The 20,887-nt window shown below is 31.9% G+C and carries 20 protein-coding genes; 13 read left to right on the top strand and 7 right to left on the bottom strand.

What is annotated here, in order from left to right; all coding sequences use genetic code 11:
* The first annotated feature begins 69 nt into the window (after positions 1-69).
* Positions 70-1,782 carry an ABC transporter ATP-binding protein gene (locus RAH41_RS18300; protein WP_331224532.1) on the top strand — a complete coding sequence of 571 codons (1,713 nt, stop codon included), beginning with the start codon at positions 70-72 and terminating at the stop codon, positions 1,780-1,782.
* Between the two features lie 336 nt (positions 1,783-2,118).
* Here RAH41_RS18300 and RAH41_RS18295 read toward each other — a convergent pair whose 3' ends face one another.
* Complete coding sequence (locus RAH41_RS18295; protein ID WP_331224531.1) at positions 2,119-2,517, bottom strand: hypothetical protein; 399 nt, start codon at positions 2,515-2,517, stop codon at positions 2,119-2,121.
* A gap of 61 nt (positions 2,518-2,578) precedes the next feature.
* On the bottom strand, positions 2,579-3,490 hold the full coding sequence (locus RAH41_RS18290; protein WP_331224529.1) for a helix-turn-helix domain-containing GNAT family N-acetyltransferase: 912 nt from the start codon (positions 3,488-3,490) through the stop codon (positions 2,579-2,581).
* Positions 3,491-3,703: 213 nt separating this feature from the next.
* Between RAH41_RS18290 and RAH41_RS18285 the strand changes: the two genes are divergently transcribed.
* A complete protein-coding gene (locus RAH41_RS18285; protein ID WP_331224527.1) occupies positions 3,704-4,450 on the top strand; it encodes a TerC family protein in 747 nt (248 codons plus the stop codon).
* Positions 4,451-4,505: 55 nt separating this feature from the next.
* Here RAH41_RS18285 and RAH41_RS18280 read toward each other — a convergent pair whose 3' ends face one another.
* From RAH41_RS18280 to RAH41_RS18270, 3 genes are all read right to left on the bottom strand, one after another.
* A complete protein-coding gene (locus tag RAH41_RS18280) occupies positions 4,506-5,141 on the bottom strand; it encodes a FusB/FusC family EF-G-binding protein (protein ID WP_331224526.1) in 636 nt (211 codons plus the stop codon).
* Positions 5,142-5,291: 150 nt separating this feature from the next.
* Positions 5,292-5,555 carry a CD3324 family protein gene (locus tag RAH41_RS18275; protein ID WP_331224525.1) on the bottom strand — a complete coding sequence of 88 codons (264 nt, stop codon included), beginning with the start codon at positions 5,553-5,555 and terminating at the stop codon, positions 5,292-5,294.
* A gap of 305 nt (positions 5,556-5,860) precedes the next feature.
* On the bottom strand, positions 5,861-6,763 hold the full coding sequence (locus tag RAH41_RS18270) for a LysR family transcriptional regulator (RefSeq protein WP_331224523.1): 903 nt from the start codon (positions 6,761-6,763) through the stop codon (positions 5,861-5,863).
* A gap of 528 nt (positions 6,764-7,291) precedes the next feature.
* Between RAH41_RS18270 and RAH41_RS18265 the strand changes: the two genes are divergently transcribed.
* Entirely contained in the window at positions 7,292-7,978 is a 687-nt protein-coding gene (locus tag RAH41_RS18265) for a response regulator transcription factor (RefSeq protein ID WP_331224521.1), read from the top strand.
* A gap of 76 nt (positions 7,979-8,054) precedes the next feature.
* Here RAH41_RS18265 and RAH41_RS18260 read toward each other — a convergent pair whose 3' ends face one another.
* Together RAH41_RS18260 and RAH41_RS18255 are read right to left on the bottom strand one after the other, a co-directional pair.
* On the bottom strand, positions 8,055-8,819 hold the full coding sequence (locus RAH41_RS18260; RefSeq protein WP_331224519.1) for a DUF2935 domain-containing protein: 765 nt from the start codon (positions 8,817-8,819) through the stop codon (positions 8,055-8,057).
* Between the two features lie 494 nt (positions 8,820-9,313).
* Positions 9,314-10,507 (bottom strand): amidohydrolase, encoded by a 1,194-nt coding sequence (locus RAH41_RS18255; RefSeq protein ID WP_331224517.1) that lies wholly within the window; start codon positions 10,505-10,507, stop codon positions 9,314-9,316.
* Between the two features lie 425 nt (positions 10,508-10,932).
* Here RAH41_RS18255 and anmK point away from each other — a divergent pair, with 425 nt between their 5' ends.
* From anmK to RAH41_RS18205, 10 genes are all read left to right on the top strand, one after another.
* On the top strand, positions 10,933-12,081 hold the full coding sequence (anmK, locus tag RAH41_RS18250) for an anhydro-N-acetylmuramic acid kinase AnmK (RefSeq protein ID WP_331224515.1): 1,149 nt from the start codon (positions 10,933-10,935) through the stop codon (positions 12,079-12,081).
* Positions 12,082-12,092: 11 nt separating this feature from the next.
* Positions 12,093-13,187, top strand: coding sequence for a DUF871 domain-containing protein (locus RAH41_RS18245; RefSeq protein WP_331224514.1), 1,095 nt, complete (start codon positions 12,093-12,095; stop codon positions 13,185-13,187).
* Positions 13,188-13,365: 178 nt separating this feature from the next.
* Positions 13,366-13,674, top strand: a complete 309-nt coding sequence (locus RAH41_RS18240; protein WP_331224512.1) for a PTS sugar transporter subunit IIB — start codon at positions 13,366-13,368, stop codon at positions 13,672-13,674.
* 37 nt (positions 13,675-13,711) lie between these two features.
* Positions 13,712-15,001, top strand: coding sequence for a PTS sugar transporter subunit IIC (locus RAH41_RS18235; protein WP_331224510.1), 1,290 nt, complete (start codon positions 13,712-13,714; stop codon positions 14,999-15,001).
* 407 nt (positions 15,002-15,408) lie between these two features.
* On the top strand, positions 15,409-16,746 hold the full coding sequence (locus RAH41_RS18230; RefSeq protein ID WP_331224508.1) for a 6-phospho-beta-glucosidase: 1,338 nt from the start codon (positions 15,409-15,411) through the stop codon (positions 16,744-16,746).
* 35 nt (positions 16,747-16,781) lie between these two features.
* Positions 16,782-17,099, top strand: a complete 318-nt coding sequence (locus RAH41_RS18225; RefSeq protein WP_056468190.1) for a PTS lactose/cellobiose transporter subunit IIA — start codon at positions 16,782-16,784, stop codon at positions 17,097-17,099.
* 50 nt (positions 17,100-17,149) lie between these two features.
* Positions 17,150-18,058, top strand: a complete 909-nt coding sequence (locus tag RAH41_RS18220; protein WP_331224506.1) for an N-acetylglucosamine kinase — start codon at positions 17,150-17,152, stop codon at positions 18,056-18,058.
* Between the two features lie 74 nt (positions 18,059-18,132).
* Positions 18,133-19,023, top strand: a complete 891-nt coding sequence (gene murQ / locus RAH41_RS18215) for an N-acetylmuramic acid 6-phosphate etherase (protein ID WP_331224504.1) — start codon at positions 18,133-18,135, stop codon at positions 19,021-19,023.
* A gap of 195 nt (positions 19,024-19,218) precedes the next feature.
* A complete protein-coding gene (locus RAH41_RS18210; protein WP_331224502.1) occupies positions 19,219-20,073 on the top strand; it encodes a MurR/RpiR family transcriptional regulator in 855 nt (284 codons plus the stop codon).
* A 209-nt stretch (positions 20,074-20,282) separates the two neighbouring features.
* On the top strand, positions 20,283-20,657 hold the full coding sequence (locus RAH41_RS18205) for a cysteine-rich CWC family protein (protein WP_331224500.1): 375 nt from the start codon (positions 20,283-20,285) through the stop codon (positions 20,655-20,657).
* Positions 20,658-20,887 lie beyond the last annotated feature (230 nt).

Below are 20,887 nucleotides of genomic sequence, written 5' to 3'. Positions count from 1 at the left end.
TTATTCACATGTGGTAAGGTATTAACATCTAACAAACTAGAAATTCAATAGAACTCGAGGTGCTGGATATTGATTAAACGTTTTTTTAGTTATTATCGCCCGCACAAAAAGCTATTCTATATAGACTTTTTCTGTGCAATTTTAGTAGGGTTAATGGAGCTTGGATTTCCTTTAGCAGTATCTTGGTTTATTGATAAACTGCTGCCGGAAGGGAACTGGAGTAAAATTATCTCGATTAGTGTAGGACTTTTAGTACTTTATTTAGTAAGTTCTGGTATGCAATTTGTTGTAAATTATTGGGGCCATAAACTTGGTATTAATATTGAGACTGATATGCGACGCGAGTTATTTAATCATGTTCAACGTCAATCTTTTCGTTTCTTTGATAATACGAAGACTGGTCATATAATGAGCCGTATTACAAATGATTTAATGGATATTGGTGAATTAGCACACCATGGTCCAGAGGATTTATTTATTGCAATAATGACCTTCATCGGTGCATTTTGGATTATGCTAACCATTAATGTGAAGCTTGCTTTAGTAGCAATCATAATCGTTCCATTTTTAGTTTGGTTGATTTCCTACTCAAACATGAAAATGAATAAATCATGGAGTAAAATGTATGGAAATATTGCGAATGTAAATGCGCAAGTCGAAGATAGTGTTTCAGGCGTAAGGGTAGTTCAATCTTTTACGAATGAACAATATGAAATGAAACGATTTAATAAAAATAACCAATACTTCCGTAAAACAAAACTAAAAGCTTATAAAGTTATGAGTGTGAATTTACTAGGAATCTATGTATCTACTCGATTAATGACACTTGTTATACTAGTTTTTGGAGCTTGGTTAAGTTTTACGAAAATTTTATCGTATGGAGAATTAGTAGCGTTTATTTTATATTTAAACATTTTATTTAAACCAATCGATAAGATCAGTGCATTACTTGAATTATATCCAAAGGGTATGGCGGGCTTTAAACGTTTTACTGAATTGATTGATAATGAGCCAGACATTGTAAATACTCCCGATGCAATTGAAGTAATTAATTTAAGAGGGGATATTCGGTTCAAAAATGTTTCGTTTGGTTACGAAAACAAACGTAGAATCTTAAATGATCTTTCCTTCTCTATTGAGGCTGGTAAAACAATTGCCTTCGTAGGTCCTTCAGGAGCAGGGAAAACAACAATCTGCTCATTAATTCCAAGATTTTATGATGTTTTAGACGGTGCGATCACAATTGATGGAATTGATATTCGAAACATGACGAAAGAATCATTGCGATCAAATATCGGCATCGTTCAACAAGATGTCTTTTTATTTACAGGTACATTAAAAGAAAATATAGCTTACGGTAAGTTAAATGCAACTGATGAAGAAATAGAAGAAGCAGCTAGAAAAGCCCACTTAACTGATTTAATTGCTTCATTGCCTGATGGTTATGAAACTCAAATTGGTGAAAGAGGATTAAAGCTTTCTGGAGGACAAAAACAACGATTAGCAATTGCTAGAATGTTTTTGAAAAATCCACCAATCCTAATATTAGATGAGGCTACCTCAGCATTAGATACAGAGACAGAAGCAATTATTCAAGAGGCATTGAATGATTTATCAAAAGATCGTACAACATTAGTTATTGCCCATCGATTAGGTACAATTAAAAAAGCGGACCGAATTTTAGTCATTACTGAAGAAGGAATTGCTGAAGATGGTACGCATACAGAACTACTATCACAGGAAGATGGGATTTTTGCTAGACTTCATGCTCATCAAATTTAAACTAAAAACCATTTTTAAAAAAATAATATTGTTGATTTCATAACAGTAGCGCAAGCATTTCATTGGTTTAATAAAGATAAATTCCGTTTAGAATGCAAACGGAACCTAAAAGAGAGTGCATATCTTACAAAAAGTTATTTTGGATTTGTGTAGATAGAAAGAATAGGCATAAAAAATGAAAGATTTTATTAACTCAGATGAGATGTATTTTGAAATACCTACTATTTGAATTAAAATCCACTATTTAACGATTGAAAAAAGAGGCGCCTCCGTGTCAGTTTACCTGACTTTTGAGAGCCTCTACTTTTTTGTTATGGAAGGTCAAAATAGTGTTGTTTATTTACCCAAATATACAATTTTAGTTCCGTTCACGTGTCGATCCATTTCATATGTCTCAGTAGACTTTGGATAATTAACTAGTATTTTCTTATTATTTATCCAATTTATTCTAAATAAATCGTCTGAAACAAATGTATTACCTGATTTATTCGTTAGCTTCTGATCTGAATCCATTATAGATAGATGATACGAATATCCAGTTGTAGCACCACAGTTTCTTTCGAAAATATAAGCTACCTTATCACCTTTAGGAGAAACTTCTTTATAGGTAATGTCGTTTCCGCACATATTTCCAAATAAATAATCTAAAGTATAATAACCAGCTAAAGTAATAACTGTTATAACTCCCGCAATGATTGAAAATATTTTTATAATCTTTATCATTTTATTTTTCATTATTTTCTCCATCTTTATATCTAAAAGGTATCCCTTAAAATCTTCTATATTGATTCCTTATTTATGAAAGTCGTAAATCCCATCTTTCCTCAATTAACTCAGATTCAGTCCATTCAAAGTTAGGTTTCTCTTCTGTTAAAGTAAAGTTATATTTTTTATAAAGATAGCGCGCGGTTTCTAATGTGCTTACAGTCCATAAAAATACATGTTGGAATTGATTTTTCTTACAGAAGTTGAGTGCAGTTTCGATTAGCTTTTTCCCGATACCTAATCCTTGATATTTTTCATCTAATACAAACCATCTAAGTTGTGCTACTGACTCATTTGCCTTGGTAATAGCAATTGATCCAACGATCTCTCCATTTACTTCTGCAACCCAAAGTTCGCCTCCGTTGGAATTCAATAAAAATTCACTTAACCCTTTCATTACATAATATTCAAATACACGTCCAAATTGGAAGGTTGTACTATAAATCTTTCCATGAATATAAGCGACATACCCAACATGGCCAGGTTTAAATGTTCGAATAGATATTTCAGGTATAGGTGTCTGATTTAGTGAGAAAATTGATTCGATTGTTTCCATTGATTTTACTAGCTCTTTTATTTCTGGAGTAGAAAGACTTTGGATCATCCTTTCTACTCCAATGTTTGCATCATTAACCAATTTATTGTAAAATTCATTTCCTCTTGCTGTTAATTGAAGAGTATATTGACGTTTATCTTCAGGAGATTGAGTTTTTGAAATGATGTTTTCGTCATCGAATCGTTGAATAATGCGACTTAAATAACCACGATCAATGCCGAGTTTTTCAATAATATCTGTGGCAGTACATCCGTAGTTTTCCTTGATTTCTGTAATGATTCTCGCTTCGGTTAATGGAAAAGGGTGATTATAGATTTCTTGATCAATTTTTCCCAAAACATTAGCATAATGTCTGTTAAATTTGCGTATTTTTTCAACATAATTCATATTTTTATTAACTCCAATATTCTGAAATTTTAGATTACTAATAATATAAACTAAAAAAGTTGACTAAGTCAACTATCTTGAAGGTGATAATAGTATAAATGGTGAAATCTGTACTAGAATATTCAAAAATTTGGATAAGGAATTTATAAAAAAGGGAATATACTTAAAAAGTAGTTAAAGATAGGTTAAAAGTAAATTAAATAGGGGGAAAACATGGAACCATCTTTGTTATTAGAGTACGGTTGGGTATTAATTATTCTAATTTTATTAGAGGGGTTATTATCGGCCGATAATGCACTAGTGCTTGCTGTTATGGCAAAACATTTACCAGAGGAACAACAAAAGAAAGCGATCAATATTGGTTTACTTTTAGCTTTTATTTTTCGAATCGGTGCCATTTTTATTATTTCATTTCTTTTTAATGTATGGCAGGTTCAAGCAATCGGAGCAGCGTATTTAATTTTCATAGCATTAAAGCATTTATTTAAAAAGCATGATGATGATAAAGGAAAAAAAGAAAAAAGTTTTGGTATGACAGTTGCTCAAATATCATTAGCAGATATTGCCTTTGCGATTGATTCTATTTTAGCTGCAGTTGCGCTAGTAATTGATCTACCTAATACAAAAATAGGTAATATAGGTGGCATGGATGGAGCTAAATTTATCGTCATCGTTATTGGAGCAATTGCAGGTTTGATCGTTATTCGCTTTGCGGCAGGTATATTTGTTAAATTGCTGACAACACGTCCAAGTTTAGAAACAGCAGCTATGCTTTTAGTTGGATGGGTAGGGGTTAAACTACTGATGCATACTTTGGCACATCCTTCTCTACACATTATTTCACATCATTTCGTTGAAGGACCAATCTGGAATACGATTTTCTGGTCAGTCATGCTATTGATCGCTTTAGGTGGTTGGTTTCTTTCTAAAAAGAAATCAACAGATCCTAACGTAGAATAAATAATAAATAGAAAAATCGCTTAGGTTTGTAGCACTAAGCGATTTTTTAGTTTCACTACTTAACCAACATAATAAAATCATGTAGCTTATCTAGTGACATAATATTTTGATTACAGACTTGGCTATCCTTGCAAATATAATTTCCTCTTTGTGTAAAAGTACCTTCAATTTTTCCTTTTGTTTTTGTCATGAATAATCCTAAGTCACCGTATTTATTACATATTGTACAGTTACCTCTTTTTTTCATAGGATTAAAAGTACCTTGTAAACCAATTAGTTTGTCATTTAAATAAGTGACAATAAATTTTGAATTAGAGCCTAAGTCATCCCATCCAATATATGTTGTCTCAACTAAATCAATATTTTCCAATGAAGGAATCTTTAACTTTTTTGCTTTAGGAAATAGCTTTTTGATTGATTGTTCTGAAACTGCTTTAAATGGGATTATAAAAGGCTTTAATTGGGTTAGTAAAGCATCTGCTTGATCAGAATTTTTAATTGTGCTAATTGGACTGAAGAGTATAAGTTGATCTTCAGGTAGTTCAGGAAATAAACTTAGTATTCTATCATTAACTAGTGAATGTAAAGCATTTAAAACAGTTTTATCATTTACTGTAGAATGTCCATTTGTTAAGACTTGAAGCTGATGTTTAATAAAATTATATTGTTCTGTTCGAATAAAAGGATTCATTTATATCACTCCTAATTTGAGAGGAAAGTTCGATTTATAACTTAACATCTTTAATTTACATCAAAAAAGAGAAATTATATATGTAGAGTTTATGTAAGAAACAAAGTTGCCATAAAAAAACACTGATGATGTTAATCAGTGTTTTTTAATTTATTTAGTATATACAATTTTTTTTATTGTTTCGATTGAGAGAAAATATTCTTTCGCTAATTGCTCAATTGATTGACCGCTTTTAAATGCTTTTTTAATGGCTTGGTTTCGATTATCAATTAGCTTTCTTGTACCTGAACGTGAGCCCCATTTTTTGTGAACTTTTTCAGATTTTGGTATATAAAGTGTTTCTCCCTGTACGTATTTTTGAATTTCCAATAATAATTTTTCAGGTAAAATAGCAGTTGCTTTTATATATGCCATCTTTGCCAGCCCCTTATTCTTATTTAGTAAATAAGGTGCAAAGCCGTTGAATCAGAACTGCTTACTTGGGCGATTAGTAAAACCTACCCATGCAAAGTATCGCCTTTCTAAATCTAGGCTTTGCATGGGATGTTGATTTATCTGACAAACTAACAGTATTTGTCATAATAGATCACCTCCTAAAGAAATCATGAAAACTTTTTATTTATTATAAATTATATCTGTTCAGATTGCATTTGTTACTCATGAATAATATAAAAAAGGAATAGAAAGCCTTTTAGATGGATTGTTCCTATTCCTTTTCATTATTTATTTAACTGAAATAATATGTGTTTAATAAACTCACTGGATGAACTTGATAGTCCATGTTCTCGCGAATAAATAGCCCATATATCCTGATAGATGTAATTCGTTTCATCAGTATATGTAATCGGTATTACCTTGAGTTCATCACTACGAAATGTTGGGTAGTTTTTTACTGTAAACTCATGAATAAAAGAAAAACCAGCACTTTCCTTAACGACGTTTAATAGTAGTCTAGGATTATTTGTAGTTAAGATAACATGATTAGTAATACATTTTGAAAACTTTTTTACTATGCCATTTTTTGTATTTTTTAATATTACTATTTTCTCATTATTTAAATCTGCGGGTGTTACATATTCATAATTGTATAATTTAGAATTCTTTCCAACTACAATACCTACTCTTGCTCTATTAATTAACTTTCTACCCAATTTTGGATACTTATCTAATTCTTCTTTCTCTATTGGAAGGAAACCAACATCATAACGATCTGGATGAAAACTTTTTAGTAACTGTTCTTGAAGCATTTCCTCAACGTCGATTGAGATTTGAGGGTTTTCTAAATTGAAGTTTGTTACTGCTTCCTGAAAAATATCAAAAAACGCTGTTGCTGCAACGATTTTTAACTGTTTTTCTTTTTTAATATTTAAGTTAAAAAGTTCCTCGTTTAATTGCTTAATATTCGATAATATATTTATTGCTTTCATTATGACAATATTTCCTTCAGGTGTAGGAGTAGTTCCTATCCTAGAGCGATTAAATATTGTTATATTTAATTCTCTTTCTAGTTGTGAAATCGATTGGCTTATCGCTGATGTAGAGATATATAACTTTTCGGCAGCTTTAGATATTGATTTTTCGCTTGCTACATAAACAATATACTCTAATTGTTCGAAATTCATAGTAATCTCCTAATAATAAAAAATTCTAATACATGTAGTTATTTAAACTTAAAGATAGTGGACATCGTTGGTTAAAATTTAGTCATTTCATTAATTTTGAGGAGCTAATAAAATTATACTGTGGATAAGGTATGAAGGAACACTTAAGATAAGAAAACAATTTAATGATACACCTTTTCTATTGGAAAATCTTCTGCATAGTTAAATTTATATTATTAAAATAATTCTTAAATTTTGTTCGTAATCTCTTTTTATTAAAAAAAGCAAGAAGTTGAAACGTTGTAAAGTAAAATATTTCCTTGGGAAAGTTATAGTAATAAAAAAATATGTGTACATAGATATCATAATATAAGACCGTAAGTTTTTAAATCCTTTATTTTAACGATTTCGTTTAAATTTTCATAACAATAATCTTATGTTTAAGAAGTACTTAACTTTAATTTCAAAAATATTAAATTTATTTAATCAATTCAAATATGTACAATACAAATGTTGCTATAAAAAATTTGCAAATTGGAGGTGGCAGTAATGTTAGCAAAATTAGTTCCAAATCATCCAAGAAATAATAATACTGTTATTTTTGTTGAAAATTCTCTTTTCGTTGCGGGTATTCGTACAATATTAGAATTTAATCACATAAATGCTATTAAAATTAATTTAGAAGATAGTTTTTCGTTCCAGGAAGTAAGTAATTCAATTCTTATAACTCAAGTTTCCGGAGAAGAAATGGTAAAGTATGCAAGAAGTATTATGTTACATGATGATTCTACGAAAATTATTACCATTAAAAACTCTTTAGACTTTTATGAAATAGATCGTTTATTGAATGTAGGTGTAAAAGGTATTTGTTTAACAGATGTTGACGAGGCATATTTAGTAAATACTGTTAAGCTAGTACAAGGTGGACAATTTATGGTAGATAACCGTTTTACGAATGAATTGATAAAAGAATACAAGTTTCTTAAGGATAATTCAATCCATTTTATGCCGCCCAATGATTCATATATAAAACAGCTTCTTACAAATAGGGAGTACGAAATTCTTCACCTTTTAGTAAAGGGATTTTCGAATATCCAAATTGGTAAGGAATTATTTATTTCGAATAAAACAGTTAAAAACCACGTTGCCAATATTTTAATGAAATTAGACGTTCCAGATCGTTTAAATGCAGTTATAAAAGTAATTAAAAATAACTGGATTTCAATAAAACAATAATTTAATTAAAGTAAAAGAGCACTCTATTTAACACATCGTATTACGTGTTAAATAGAGTGCTTTATTTTTCATAAAATTAATTATTAATGGATGAAGATTCTTCTAATTTTTTTAAGAAATACATTTCTTCTCTGTACATATGATCTGCCATTAAAGCGGAAAAGTTACTCAACATTTGGCTAGAAATATCTAATTCTTCAATTTCTTTTAGAAATATTTGAAATAGCTGAATTTCTAATTTTACGTCTTGATTCATTCTTTTTAATGCAGGAAATGTACTCAGTTTAGTACGTAAATATCCTGTGAGTTCTACTGCTTTAAGATAAAAGTGTTCAAAATGCTTTGTGAATTCATGACTTTTCTTTCTAAGCATTTTTTCTGTACCATCGAGATTCGTATAAATGGCATCCGCATGACCTGCCGCATCTAGCACCCATAATAAATGATGATGAAGTTCATTGAAGATAGGTGGGGTTTGATTTTGTTTTAAGTAGGATAGTACTAATAAATATTCTTCTAATTCATTAACCATATGGTTTAAAAATGTAGGTGTTAAGTAAATCGTAAAATTAGGGTCAGTAATATGTTTCGTTAGCAATGAAAGTTTAAAATCGCGTAGTGCTAAAGCGCTTTTTTCTGCTTGAATTGTAATTTCGTTCATATTTTCATTGTTATTTACCCTAGTAAATAAATTATTAAAAATTACGTAAAATGATTTTGCAATCTTAATTTCTTCCTCTTGCTTAGACGGTAAAGCATCCAATATAAATTGAGAATGGTCTCTTAACACATGCAACCAAAACGAGTGCTCAAAATGGGCAGTTTGTACATAATCCGGCATATAATCCCCCCTATAAACTCTACATGGTAATTATATTAATGAATGTCCTAAAATATTAATTTAAAAGAAGCACGAAGTATATAGAAAAAATAGTATGTAATTGGTTTTTAATTTTCAATGGTCTAAAAGGCGCTATAGTTTTCATTAATAAAGGTTTATCCATCAATTAAATAGAATAAATAAATATCAATTTAAAGAGGGAGAAAAATTAATGAAAAAAATAGGGAAAATGAATATTTCTCAAATAATATTTGCCTCCGCTTTTTATGCAATTATAACTACAATATTCGAGGATTATTTTCATAATCGATCTATTTTCGGTCTTTTTGGTGGTTTAGTTATACTTTTGGGATTTATGCTCGCTAAACTTATAGTAAGGAATGATAATTAAACTGTTAGACCTACCTAATAGTTTTTATACAACACATTTAAGCCAATAGATTAAAAACAAAAAAGTAAAACCATTGTTCAATCAATGATCTCACTTTTTTCTATTAGTTATCTAGACTTGTATCCGTTAATAGTTTAAAAACTGATCGAGTCATTAGTTTGACTCCTATTTTTATTGCGTCTTCATCGACCATAAATTTTGGATGATGCCATCCATACGTTATATCTTTTTCTTTATTTCCAGAGCCTAACCAAATATACGAACCAGGCACTTTTTGTTGATAGAATGAAAAATCTTCTCCACCCATTGTTGATTCTGCAGTCAAAATATTTTCTGCACCAACTGTTGAGATTGCTGCTTCTCGTACAACTGATGTTATTTTCGAATGATTAATTACAGGTGGTAGTAAAACTTGATAATCGATTTCTACTTCTCCTCCAAGTGAGTATACGAGATTTTGAACTAGTGTTTGAAAGTTTTCTTGAATTTGCTTTCGAATTGTTTCATTTGAAGTTCGAACTGTGCCTTTTAATACTGCGAATTCAGGGATTACGTTATTTGTGTTCCCAGCCTGAAACGATCCAACAGTTATGACAGCAGAATCTTTTGGAGATATTGTCCTGCTCACTAGAGTTTGTAAAAGGTTGACAACTGCACTGCCAATCACAATCGGATCGATTGCTTTTTCAGGAAGTGCTGCGTGACCGCCTTTCCCTTTAATCTTAATGTCAAAATCATCTACACTTGCCATTAGGAAGCCTTCTTTAATCCCAATCGTACCAACTGGAAGGTCCGGCATATTGTGAAGTCCAATAATTGCTTTAACATCATTAAGTAAACCTTCAGCGATCATTTGCTCTGCGCCACCTTCAGATTCCTCAGCAGGTTGAAAGATTAATCGAACTGTACCAGGAATTAGGTGTTTTAATTCCTGTAAAATAAATCCAACTCCGAGTGTAATAGTCGTATGAACATCATGTCCACACATATGAGCGATTCCATCAACAACTGAACGAAATGGTAAATCAGATTCTTCTTGAATTGGAAGTGCGTCAATATCAGCTCGAAGTGCAACAATTGGCCCTGAATTGCCACTAATCTCGGCTGCAGTTCCAGTTGGACTATTCAACTGTACTTTTTTGATATTAGCTTTTTTTAATTCTTGATTGATAAAATTCGTCGTTTGAAATTCTTGATTACTTAGTTCAGGATACATATGCAAATGTCTACGGATCTCTATTAGTCTCGTAAAATATTGTTCTGCTAATTCATCTATTTGTGTTTCTAAATGCTTCATCTTAGATTCTCCTTATTGTTAGGTAGGGTTTTTGTTTGGATATGTAAAGAATTGTATAATTATTCCGATGTTCATTCAATCCTTTTTTACTAGTTACTGATTTGTATAAGTTAATTATACCTATTTTTCAAAGTGATGAATGCGTTTTTGGAAATAGTATATTTGAATTTCTTATTAAGTATTATTTTTGTGAGAGAGAGTAAAATGAGTAATAATTCATTATGATGTATTAGATATGAAGTGAAATATGGTAGATATGTAGCGACTAAATCAGCCTTTTAAAATCTCTTTCTATTCCTTGATTTCTCAAAAACATCATCCATTACTTATTGAAAAATTCTAAATAAACTTTCACCCTTTTCTTTTACAAATTTGAAATTCTGTTTTAAGGTATTATTAATAAAAAGATGAAGGAGTGACTAAAATTGGGATATGCAGTTGGGCTAATGTCGGGTACATCTTTAGATGGAATCGATGCAGCTTTAGTAGAAATTACTGGATGTGGACCTGAAACAGAGGTTAGATTAATTGATTTTATGACAGTTCCTCTTGAGGAAGGTTTATTAAAAGAAATTCAAGATGCGATTACACTTGTTTCTTCAAACGCTCAGCATCTATGCAGTTTAAACTTTAAGCTTGGTTATGCATTTGCAGATGCAGTAAGGAAAATTTGTAGTAAAAACGAATTTTCATTAGATCAACTTGAGTTTATCGGATCTCATGGTCAAACGATTTATCACCAGCCTGAAGCTCATGGGAATTTCATTCAATCTACATTGCAGTTAGGAGAGCCAGCGGTTATTGCATATGAAACAAAGACAAAAGTTGTTTCTAATTTTAGAGTGATGGATATGGCAGCTGGCGGGTATGGAGCACCTTTAGTTCCACATTCTGAGTTATTACTTTATAAAAGTAAAACTAAAACTCGTTTACTACAAAATATTGGTGGAATTGGTAATGTTACGATTATACCAAGGAATGCTACAATCGATGATTTGGTAGCCTTTGATACTGGTCCAGGTAATATGATAATTGATGAAATTTGTAAGCGCTATTTCAATGTACCATATGATGCTAATGGCGATTTAGCGGCTAAAGGTAATGTAGATGATAGATTACTAGAAAGATGCATGAGCATTCCTTATATTTTATCACCTATACCTAAAACAACAGGAAGAGAGTTATTTGGTACACAATTTGTTGATGAAATATTGAAAGAGTTTAGTCATCTTTCACCGATTGATTTAGTGACTACTATGACGATGTTTACTGCAAAATCGATTGCTGAAAATTATAAAATGTTTATTTTACCAGATCATCCAATTGATGAGGTAATTGTAGGGGGCGGGGGTAGTCATAATAAAACGCTACTACGCATGCTCCAAGAATTATTAGGTGTGGATTCAAAAGTATTAGTTCAAGAAGATATTGGTTTTTCTTCAGACGCAAAAGAAGCAATTGCCTTTGCGATTTTAGCAAATGAAACCTTAAATGGTTTACCAAGTAATGTACCTGGAGCGACAAAAGCAAATCGTTTAGTTGTTTTAGGAAATATTACACCAATACCATACTAGGAGGATTCATCGTGAAAAAATTAGGAATTTCAATTTATCCAGAGCACTCAACTGTTGAAAAAGATAAGGCTTATATTAAATTGGCTCATCAATATGGATTTAAACGAATTTTTACGTGTTTATTATCAGTTAATGGTGACAAGGAACAGATTATAAAAGAGTTTAAAGAAATAATCGATTATGCAAATAGTTTGGAGATGGAAGTCATTGTTGATATTGCCCCTCGGATATTTGGCACATTAAATATTTCATATAATGATTTATCATTTTTTGCTGATTTAGGAGCTTATGGGATTAGACTAGATATGGGGTTTACTGGGAATGAAGAGTCCATTATGACTTATAATCCATATGGGTTGAAAATTGAAATTAACATGAGTAATGCTACAAAATATCTAGAAAATATTTTAGCCTATAAACCAAATCAATCAAATTTAATCGGATCTCATAATTTTTATCCTCATCGTTATGCAGGTTTAAGCTATTCACATTTTGTTAAATGTAGTGAAGAGTTTAAAAAGCATGGTATAAGTACAGCAGCATTTATTAATTCACAGGCCGCGACGTACGGCCCGTGGCCTGTATCAGAAGGTCTTTGTACTTTAGAGATGCACCGTAATTTATCAGTCGTAACTCAAGCAAAACATTTATTTTATTCAGACTTAATTGATGATGTAATTATTGCAAATGCTTATGCATCTGAAGAAGAGTTCAAACAACTTGCGGAGCTAAATCAGAACGGTAAAGACTTATTTACACTAAATATTGACTTACATGATTCTATTACAGAATTAGAGAAAAAGATTGTTTTAGATGAGTTTCATTTTTACCGCGGGGACGTATCAGATTATTTAATTCGTTCAACACAGTCTCGTGTTAAATATAGAGATGAAGAGTTTAAACCTACTTATACTCCACATATTCGTAGAGGGGATATTTTAATAGAAAATGAATTATATGGACAGTATAAAGGTGAATTGCAAATAGCACTGCTGGATATGGAGAATTCAGGGAAAACGAATGTAGTTGGACGCATTGCAGAGGAAGAAATCTTTCTGCTAGATTTCTTACATCCTTGGAGTAAGTTTCAGTTTAAAGAAAACTAAATAATGATGATCCTAAAGAAGATGTGAAAAATTTTTTTACATCTTCTTAAAATTTTATTTCATTTTTTTAAACAAATAATTGAAATTTAATTTTATTAAGAATATAATAGCTTCATAGAAAACGTTTTCAGTTTTTGGAATCTTTTATATTATCAAATTGGATTAGGAGGATAAGAGTATGAAGGTATTATTTGTATGTGCAGGCGGGATGTCAAGTGCGATTGTTGTGAATGCATTAAGAAAAGAAGCGGAAAAAAACGGCATCGAAATGGAAGTACAAGCAGTAGGAACTCAAGAGTTTGGTGAGGAAGTTAAAAACGGTTGGGACGTAGCCATGGTAGCACCACAAGTTCGTCACCGTTTTGATAGCTTTAAAGCTGAAGCAGATGCAGCAAATGTTCCATGTGAAGTAATACCGCCTATGGCTTATACACCACTTGGTGGACCAAAACTATTAACAATGGTACAAGAGATTACTAAAAAATAATTTTAGTAATTATCAAAAATGAAAAAGGGGGAGAATTATGAACAGTTTTATTAACTTTATGGAAAATAAGCTTTCTGGCCCAATGGCAAAGATTTCTGAGCAAAAACATTTACGCTCAATTCGTGATGGAGTTATTTCTGCACTACCTTTTATTATTATTGGTTCTTTATTCTTAATAATTGCCTTTCCTCCATTACCAGAAAAGTGGGCAATCTCACTTTGGGCAAAAAAACATATTTTTGAAATTTTAATTCCATATCGTTTAACTATGTATATTATGTCGCTCTATATAGCCTATGGTATTGGATATAACTTATCAAAAAACTACAAGATGGATCCATTATCAGGTGCTCAATTATCGGCTGCAGCATTCCTTTTAACTTTAACACCTCAACTAGTTGATAAAGTTGGAATGGTTTTACCAATGGGCAATATGGGTGGTCATGGATTATTCGTAGCAATGTGTACATCTATATTTTCTGTAGAATCTTTACGATTTTTTAAAGAGAAGAAAATTACAATTAAAATGCCAGATTCGGTTCCACCATCAGTGGCACGTTCATTTGAATCATTAATTCCTGTTGCTTTTGTTGTATTCGTTTTAACTTTAGTAACAGTTGTTTTTAAAATTGATTTACATACTTTAGTTGATAAAGCAATTTCTCCTTTAGTTAGTGCTGGAGACAGTCTTGGAGGAGTATTAGTACCGGTATTCTTTATTACATTTTTCTGGATTTTTGGTATTCATGGTGACTCGATTGTTGGTACAGTGGCAAGACCACTTTGGGAAGTATATTTAGCAAAAAATGCTGAAGCTGTTGCAGCTGGACAAACTATTCCTCACGTAGCACCTGAAACTTTCTTTCAATGGTTTATTTGGATTGGCGGCTCTGGAGCAACAATTGGATTAGTATTAGCAATGTTATTTTTCTCAAAATCACAATATACAAAAGCTGTTGGTAGATCATCAATTATTCCTGGTATCTTCAATATTAATGAACCAGTTATTTTCGGTGCACCAATTGTGTTAAATCCAATTTTAATTATTCCATTTGTATTAACACCATTTATTACAGCAACATTATCATATTTTGCTACAGTTGCAGGTTTTGTTAGACCTACATATATCATGGTACCTTGGACTTTACCTGCACCAATTGGGGCTTATTTATCTACTGGCGGAGACTGGAGAGCGATTGTACTAGTGTTTATTAACATCGCAATTTCATTCTTTGTGTATTTACCATTCTTTAAGGTTTATGATAATAAACTTGCACAAGAAGAAAATGTAACGTCTGTAACAGAAGAAAAAAGTCTTACATTATAAAAATGAAAAGGTTGGACTGTTTTATAGAACAGTTCGACCTTTCTTTATTAATTATTTGAAGGGTGATCAGATTGAAAGAATCTAGTTGGTTTATAAAGTTTAATTATAAAAGTGCAATTATATTTTTCTCCTTCGTAATAATCATCAATTTATTACTTTGTCCTCTGTTTCAACAAATAGGCTTTGCCTACCAAACATCATTATTTATTGCAAATAGTATTGCTTGTAGCATAGGTTTACCTTTTGTCATCTTAAAGCTGGAAGGGAAATACAAGAATAGAAGCCAAGCACTAAAGTTTATTATAATTTCTACCGCTGTTTGCACATTAATGAGTTATTTTCTGTTATTCCCACTATAAAAATGAATGCTAAATTCGGTTCTTAAACTATTTTGAGGTGAGACAATTATGAGTAAAGAAGGAATTAAAATCGTAACAATTGGTGGAGGATCTAGTTATACTCCAGAATTAGTGGAAGGTTTTATTAAAAGATATGACGAGCTACCTGTATGTGAATTATGGCTAGTAGATATAGAAGCAGGGAAGGAAAAGTTAGAGATTGTTGGTAATTTAGCTAAACGAATGGTAAAAGAAGCTGGAGTTCCAATGGATATCCATTTAACGTTAGATCGAAAATTAGCGCTAAAAGATGCTGATTTTGTAACGACTCAAATGCGAGTAGGCTTATTAGAGGCACGAATTAAAGATGAACGCATACCTTTACAATTCGGTATGATTGGTCAAGAAACCAATGGTGCAGGTGGTCTGTTTAAAGGTCTAAGAACAATACCTGTATTACTTGAAATTGCTGAAGAAATGCAGCAACTATGCCCTGAAGCATGGTTGATTAACTTCACAAATCCTGCTGGCATGGTTACAGAAGCGTTACTTCGATATAGTAAACATAAAAAGGTAATTGGGGTTTGTAATGTACCAATTAATATGACTATGACGATTGCTAAATTGTTAGAAGTAGATCAAAGTCGTGTCCATATTGATTTTGCTGGATTAAACCACATGGTTTATGGACTACATGTTTATGTTGATGGTAAAGAAGTGACTGAACATGTATTAGAGCTATTAGCGAATCCGGAAATACAAATGACAATGAAAAATATCGCACCATTGCCATGGCAAAAAGAATTTCTTTTGTCATTAGGTGTACTTCCTAACCCATATCATCGTTACTATTACAAAACGAAACACATATTAGATGAAGAATTAGAATCTTTTAAAACTGGTACTACACGAGCAGAGGTCGTTAAGAAGCTGGAAGATGATTTATTTGAATTATATAAAGATGAGAATTTAGCAATTAAACCGCCCCAGCTTGAAAAACGAGGTGGAGCTTATTACAGTGATGCTGCATGTAGCTTAATTACATCTATTTATAATGATAAAAAGGATATCCAAGTATTAAACGTTCAAAATAATGGTTCTATCCAAGGGATTCCGAATGAATCAGCTGTAGAGGTAAATTGTATCGTTACTAAGCAAGGACCAATTCCGATATCAGTAGGTGAATTGCCACCTCAAATAAATGGATTAGTTCAGCAGATTAAATCATTTGAACGAGTTGGAGCTGAGGCGGCTGTTACTGGATCTTATGATAAAGCATTATTAGCACTAACGATTAATCCTTTAGTTCCAAGTGATGAAGTTGCAAAGGAAGTACTAGATGCACTTTTAGATGCTCATAAAGAATACTTACCATTATTTCATAAAGAAGAATTGTTAGTTCGATAAGGTTAAATAAAAAACAAAAATTAAGGAGTATGAATATGATGATGACTAACGAACAAGAAATTTTTGAAATTATATCACACGGTGGGAATGCAAGATCACTTGCTTACGAGGCATTAGAGGCTGCAGAAAAAAATGATTTTGAAACAGCAGATCGCTTAATTGAAGAGTCCCACCAAGAAATTGGTCATGCACATAAAACACAAACGACTTTAATTCAAGCTGAATTAAATGGTCAGCCATGTGAAAAGTCTCTATTAATGATTCATGCCCAAGATCATTTAATGACTGCAATGAGTGAACAAAAGCTTATCGAGCATATTATTCGTTTACATAAAAAATTAGCCGAGAAATAATCGATTCATATAGTCATAGAATAGACGAAAGATGGTAGGGGGCAGTTTTAGTGAAATATGTTATAGGTCTTGATGGTGGAGGAACTAAGTCAGAGGCTATTGCTTATAATTTAGAAGGTGAAATTATTAGTCATGGTTATTCTGGGTTCAGTAATTTACTAATCAATGAAGAAGATGGAATTAATCACATTATAGCAGCAATTGAAAATTGCCTGAGCCCTTTATCAAAAGAGAATTGCCTGTTCTTATTTTTAGGAATTGCTGGAATTGGTGGAGTGAAAGATCGAGGTCCGTTAGAAAAGGCACTAAATGATGCTTTTCATATCCCATTTAAAATTGTTAATGATGCACAAATTGCACATGCAGCATTACTAAATGGACAAAGTGGTGTATTAACAATCGCTGGTACAGGTTCAATTTGTATCGGAATGCATAAAGAACGGACTATAACGGCAGGCGGATGGGGACATCTTCTAGGGGATGAAGGAAGCGGATATTGGATTTGCATGGATATCTTTAAAAAAATTACACAGGAATTTGATGAAGGTGTTCCATTAAGTTATTTATCTCTGAAAATGCTGGAAAAATTGCAGTTAAAAGAAGTAGAAGAACTTAAAAAATATATTTATCACAATACAAAAGCTGAGATTGCTTCACACGTTCCATTTATAGTTGAAATGGCCAATATAGGTGATTTAATGGCCTTATCAGTTCTAGAAAGAGCTGGTCAACTTCTTGGAAAAATGACCATCCAAGCCATAAAGAAATTAAATCATCGAGAAGAGCCACGAGTTGCAATAAAAGGAAGTATTCTAAATCGAATACCAATTGTTCAGAAAACGTTTATTCAAACAATTCATGAGCACTATCCAACAGTAACATTTTACACGGACGAAGTCTCTTCGACATACGGAGGATATTTATTAGCTATGAAAGAAGTTAATTCACGTCAAAAATAATTAAGTATAGTAAAAACAGGAAGAGCAGGAATTACAAAAGAGTAAAAATCCTGCCATATGATTGAGGTGTAATTGTGTTAGAAAACTTAACAACTGAAATTAGAAACAATCGTACGAGTAATTTAGATCAATTAAGCGTCGATGAGTTTTTAAATATAATGAATGAAGAAGACCAAAAGGTGGCTCTAGCAGTTAGGGAACAGATTCCGATGATTTCGAATGTAGTTCAGCTAGTTGTTGAAGCATTTCAAAACGGAGGACGTTTAATTTATACAGGTGCTGGTACAAGCGGACGACTTGGTCTGCTTGATGCAGTTGAATGTCCACCTACATTTGGAACGAATCCGAGTGAAGTAATTGGGTTAATTGCAGGAGGAGAGAGGGCCTTTATTAAAGCTGTTGAAGGTGCTGAAGATAGCGAAGAGCTAGGTAAGGAAGACTTATTACGAATATCCCTTACAAAAAATGATATCGTGATCGGTATTGCAGCATCAGGAAGAACGCCTTATGTAATAGGTGCTTTAAAGTATGCAAACGAGATTGGTGCAAAAACTGTAGCGGTAGCTTGTAATAAAGGGTCAAAAATTGGAGAGGTTGCCTTCCAAAAAATCGAAGTAGATAATGGACCAGAGGTGTTAACAGGTTCTACCAGATTAAAAGCTGGAACATCTCAAAAGCTAATTTGTAATATGATTTCGACGGCTTCAATGATTGGAATTGGAAAAGTATATAAAAATCTAATGGTAGACCTGCAATTAACAAATAGTAAACTAGTTGATCGAGCAAAAAGAATAATAGTTGAAGCTACTGGCTGTGATTATGAAACGGCAAGTAATTACTTACTGAAAGCCAATAATCAAACGAAAGTAGCAATCGTTATGATTTTAACCGGAATGAATTACGATGAAGCAATGATCAGTTTGAAAAAAGCTAGTGGTTTTATTAGCAAGGTAGTAAAAAATTAATTAGAGGGCGGCAACTAGTACTACTAGACTGTCGCTTTTTATTTCTTATTAAAAATATAATTCAGATTTTATACTTAATATTTTATAATTTGTTTATAGTTAGATTTCGAATCCGATTAAAATAGGGGAAAATGTCGGTTAGGAATTTCCAAATTCTTCGTCTTATACAAATATAGAGAGAGTTGAGTAGATTAAATGAATGCATTAAATGGCGGTTTAATCATGTTAAACGAAATGCTGTATAAACTTCCACCATCTGAAAGAAGAGCAGCTAAATATATCATTGAAAACCCAGAAAAGTCGATTCAATATACAGTGTTTGAACTTGCAGAAAAAAGCCAAACAAGCAACTCTGCAATTATTAGATTATGTCGTTCACTTGGTCTAAAAGGTTTTCAAGAGCTTAAGCTACGAATTGCAGGTGATATCATTACGACAACAGAAGTAGGGTCAAGAGATATCAATTTAGGGGAATCAACTACTTCCATTATTAAAAAGATGATGAATAACAATATCCAGGCCATCAAAGATACTAGCGATATTATTAATGTAAGTGATTTAGAGGAAGCTGTTCAAGCTTTAACAAAAGCTAGAAATATCTATTTCTTCGGTGTAGGTGGGTCAATGGTAGTCGCCTTAGACGCACAGCAAAAGTTCTTACGTATAAAAAAATATACCTCAGCATTTACTGATTTGCATTTGTTAGCTGTTCAAATAGCAAATCATGAAGAGAATGACGTCCTAGTAGGAATTTCATTTTCTGGCGAAACGTTGGAGGTTCAAAAAGCTTTTCAAATTGCAAAGGAAAACGGTGTGAACACCATTAGTATAACGGGCTTCGGTTCCAATTCTGTATCAAACCTAGCGGATATAAAATTATTTAATTCTCCACATAGGGAAGCAACATTTCGAAGTGGGGCAACCTCATCTAGGATGGCACAACTTCATGTCATCGATATTTTATTTATGGCTGTCGCGACACAAGAATACGATCAAACTATTCAATATATCGATCAAACAAGAACAGCCATTTCTTCATTAAAAAAGTAAATCGTTCAGAGTTAAGGAAAAGCACAAGGAAATTAAAGTTCCTTGTGTTTTTATTTTTAAGCACTATTAAAGTAGATTGCTAAAATTCCTATTCAATAATATGGCAGTTTAGATTAATAAGGAATGATATAATTAAATGAATAAATTTAGAAAACGAATAGAATAAAAGGTAATTGCTTTTGTTAACCAGTTATTGAGGAGGGTATTTAATGGCAATTAAACTCTGTCCCATGTGCGGTAATGAGAATAAGTGCTCAAGTGGGAAGAATTGTTGGTGTAATGATGAGTATTTCCCAAGAGAGATTTTTAATCAGATATCAACAGATGAGGTAAGAAGATCTTGTATATGTAAGTCATGTTTAGATAAGTACAAAGAAGATAACAGAATAGTAGATTTAAAGCCTGCTGAAATCGGACCAATGGTGTTTAGTCGTAAAAATGCGCCTAAACAGGACGATGAAGTATGTTATTGTTATGAGAAGTTTAAAGATCAGCTTAAACCAGGAACAGTAACTAAGTGTTTCAAAGAGAAATGTGCTAATTATCTAAGAAACACAGAAGAACGTAATAATAGGAAATGTTAATAATAAAATTTGAACAACTTAAATAAAGTTCATTGGAAGATATATCAACTATTAGTACCAATATTTTTATTGGAATCATTATTTGTAGAATACCTATCCATTATAAGGGATAGGTTTTTTCGTGTATCTTTAAGAGAATATTTTCTGTTAATCAGTCTTTTTTAGAAGTAAAAATCAACATTTTAGTTTAACAGAGACTATTTTTAAAAGAGTTGAAATGATGAATGTTG

The organism is Gottfriedia acidiceleris (assembly GCF_036421055.1).
Lineage (GTDB): Bacteria > Bacillota > Bacilli > Bacillales > Bacillaceae_G > Gottfriedia > Gottfriedia acidiceleris_C.
Note: the sequence above shows the minus strand (reverse complement) of the source record. Positions and strands in the feature narration are given on the sequence as shown.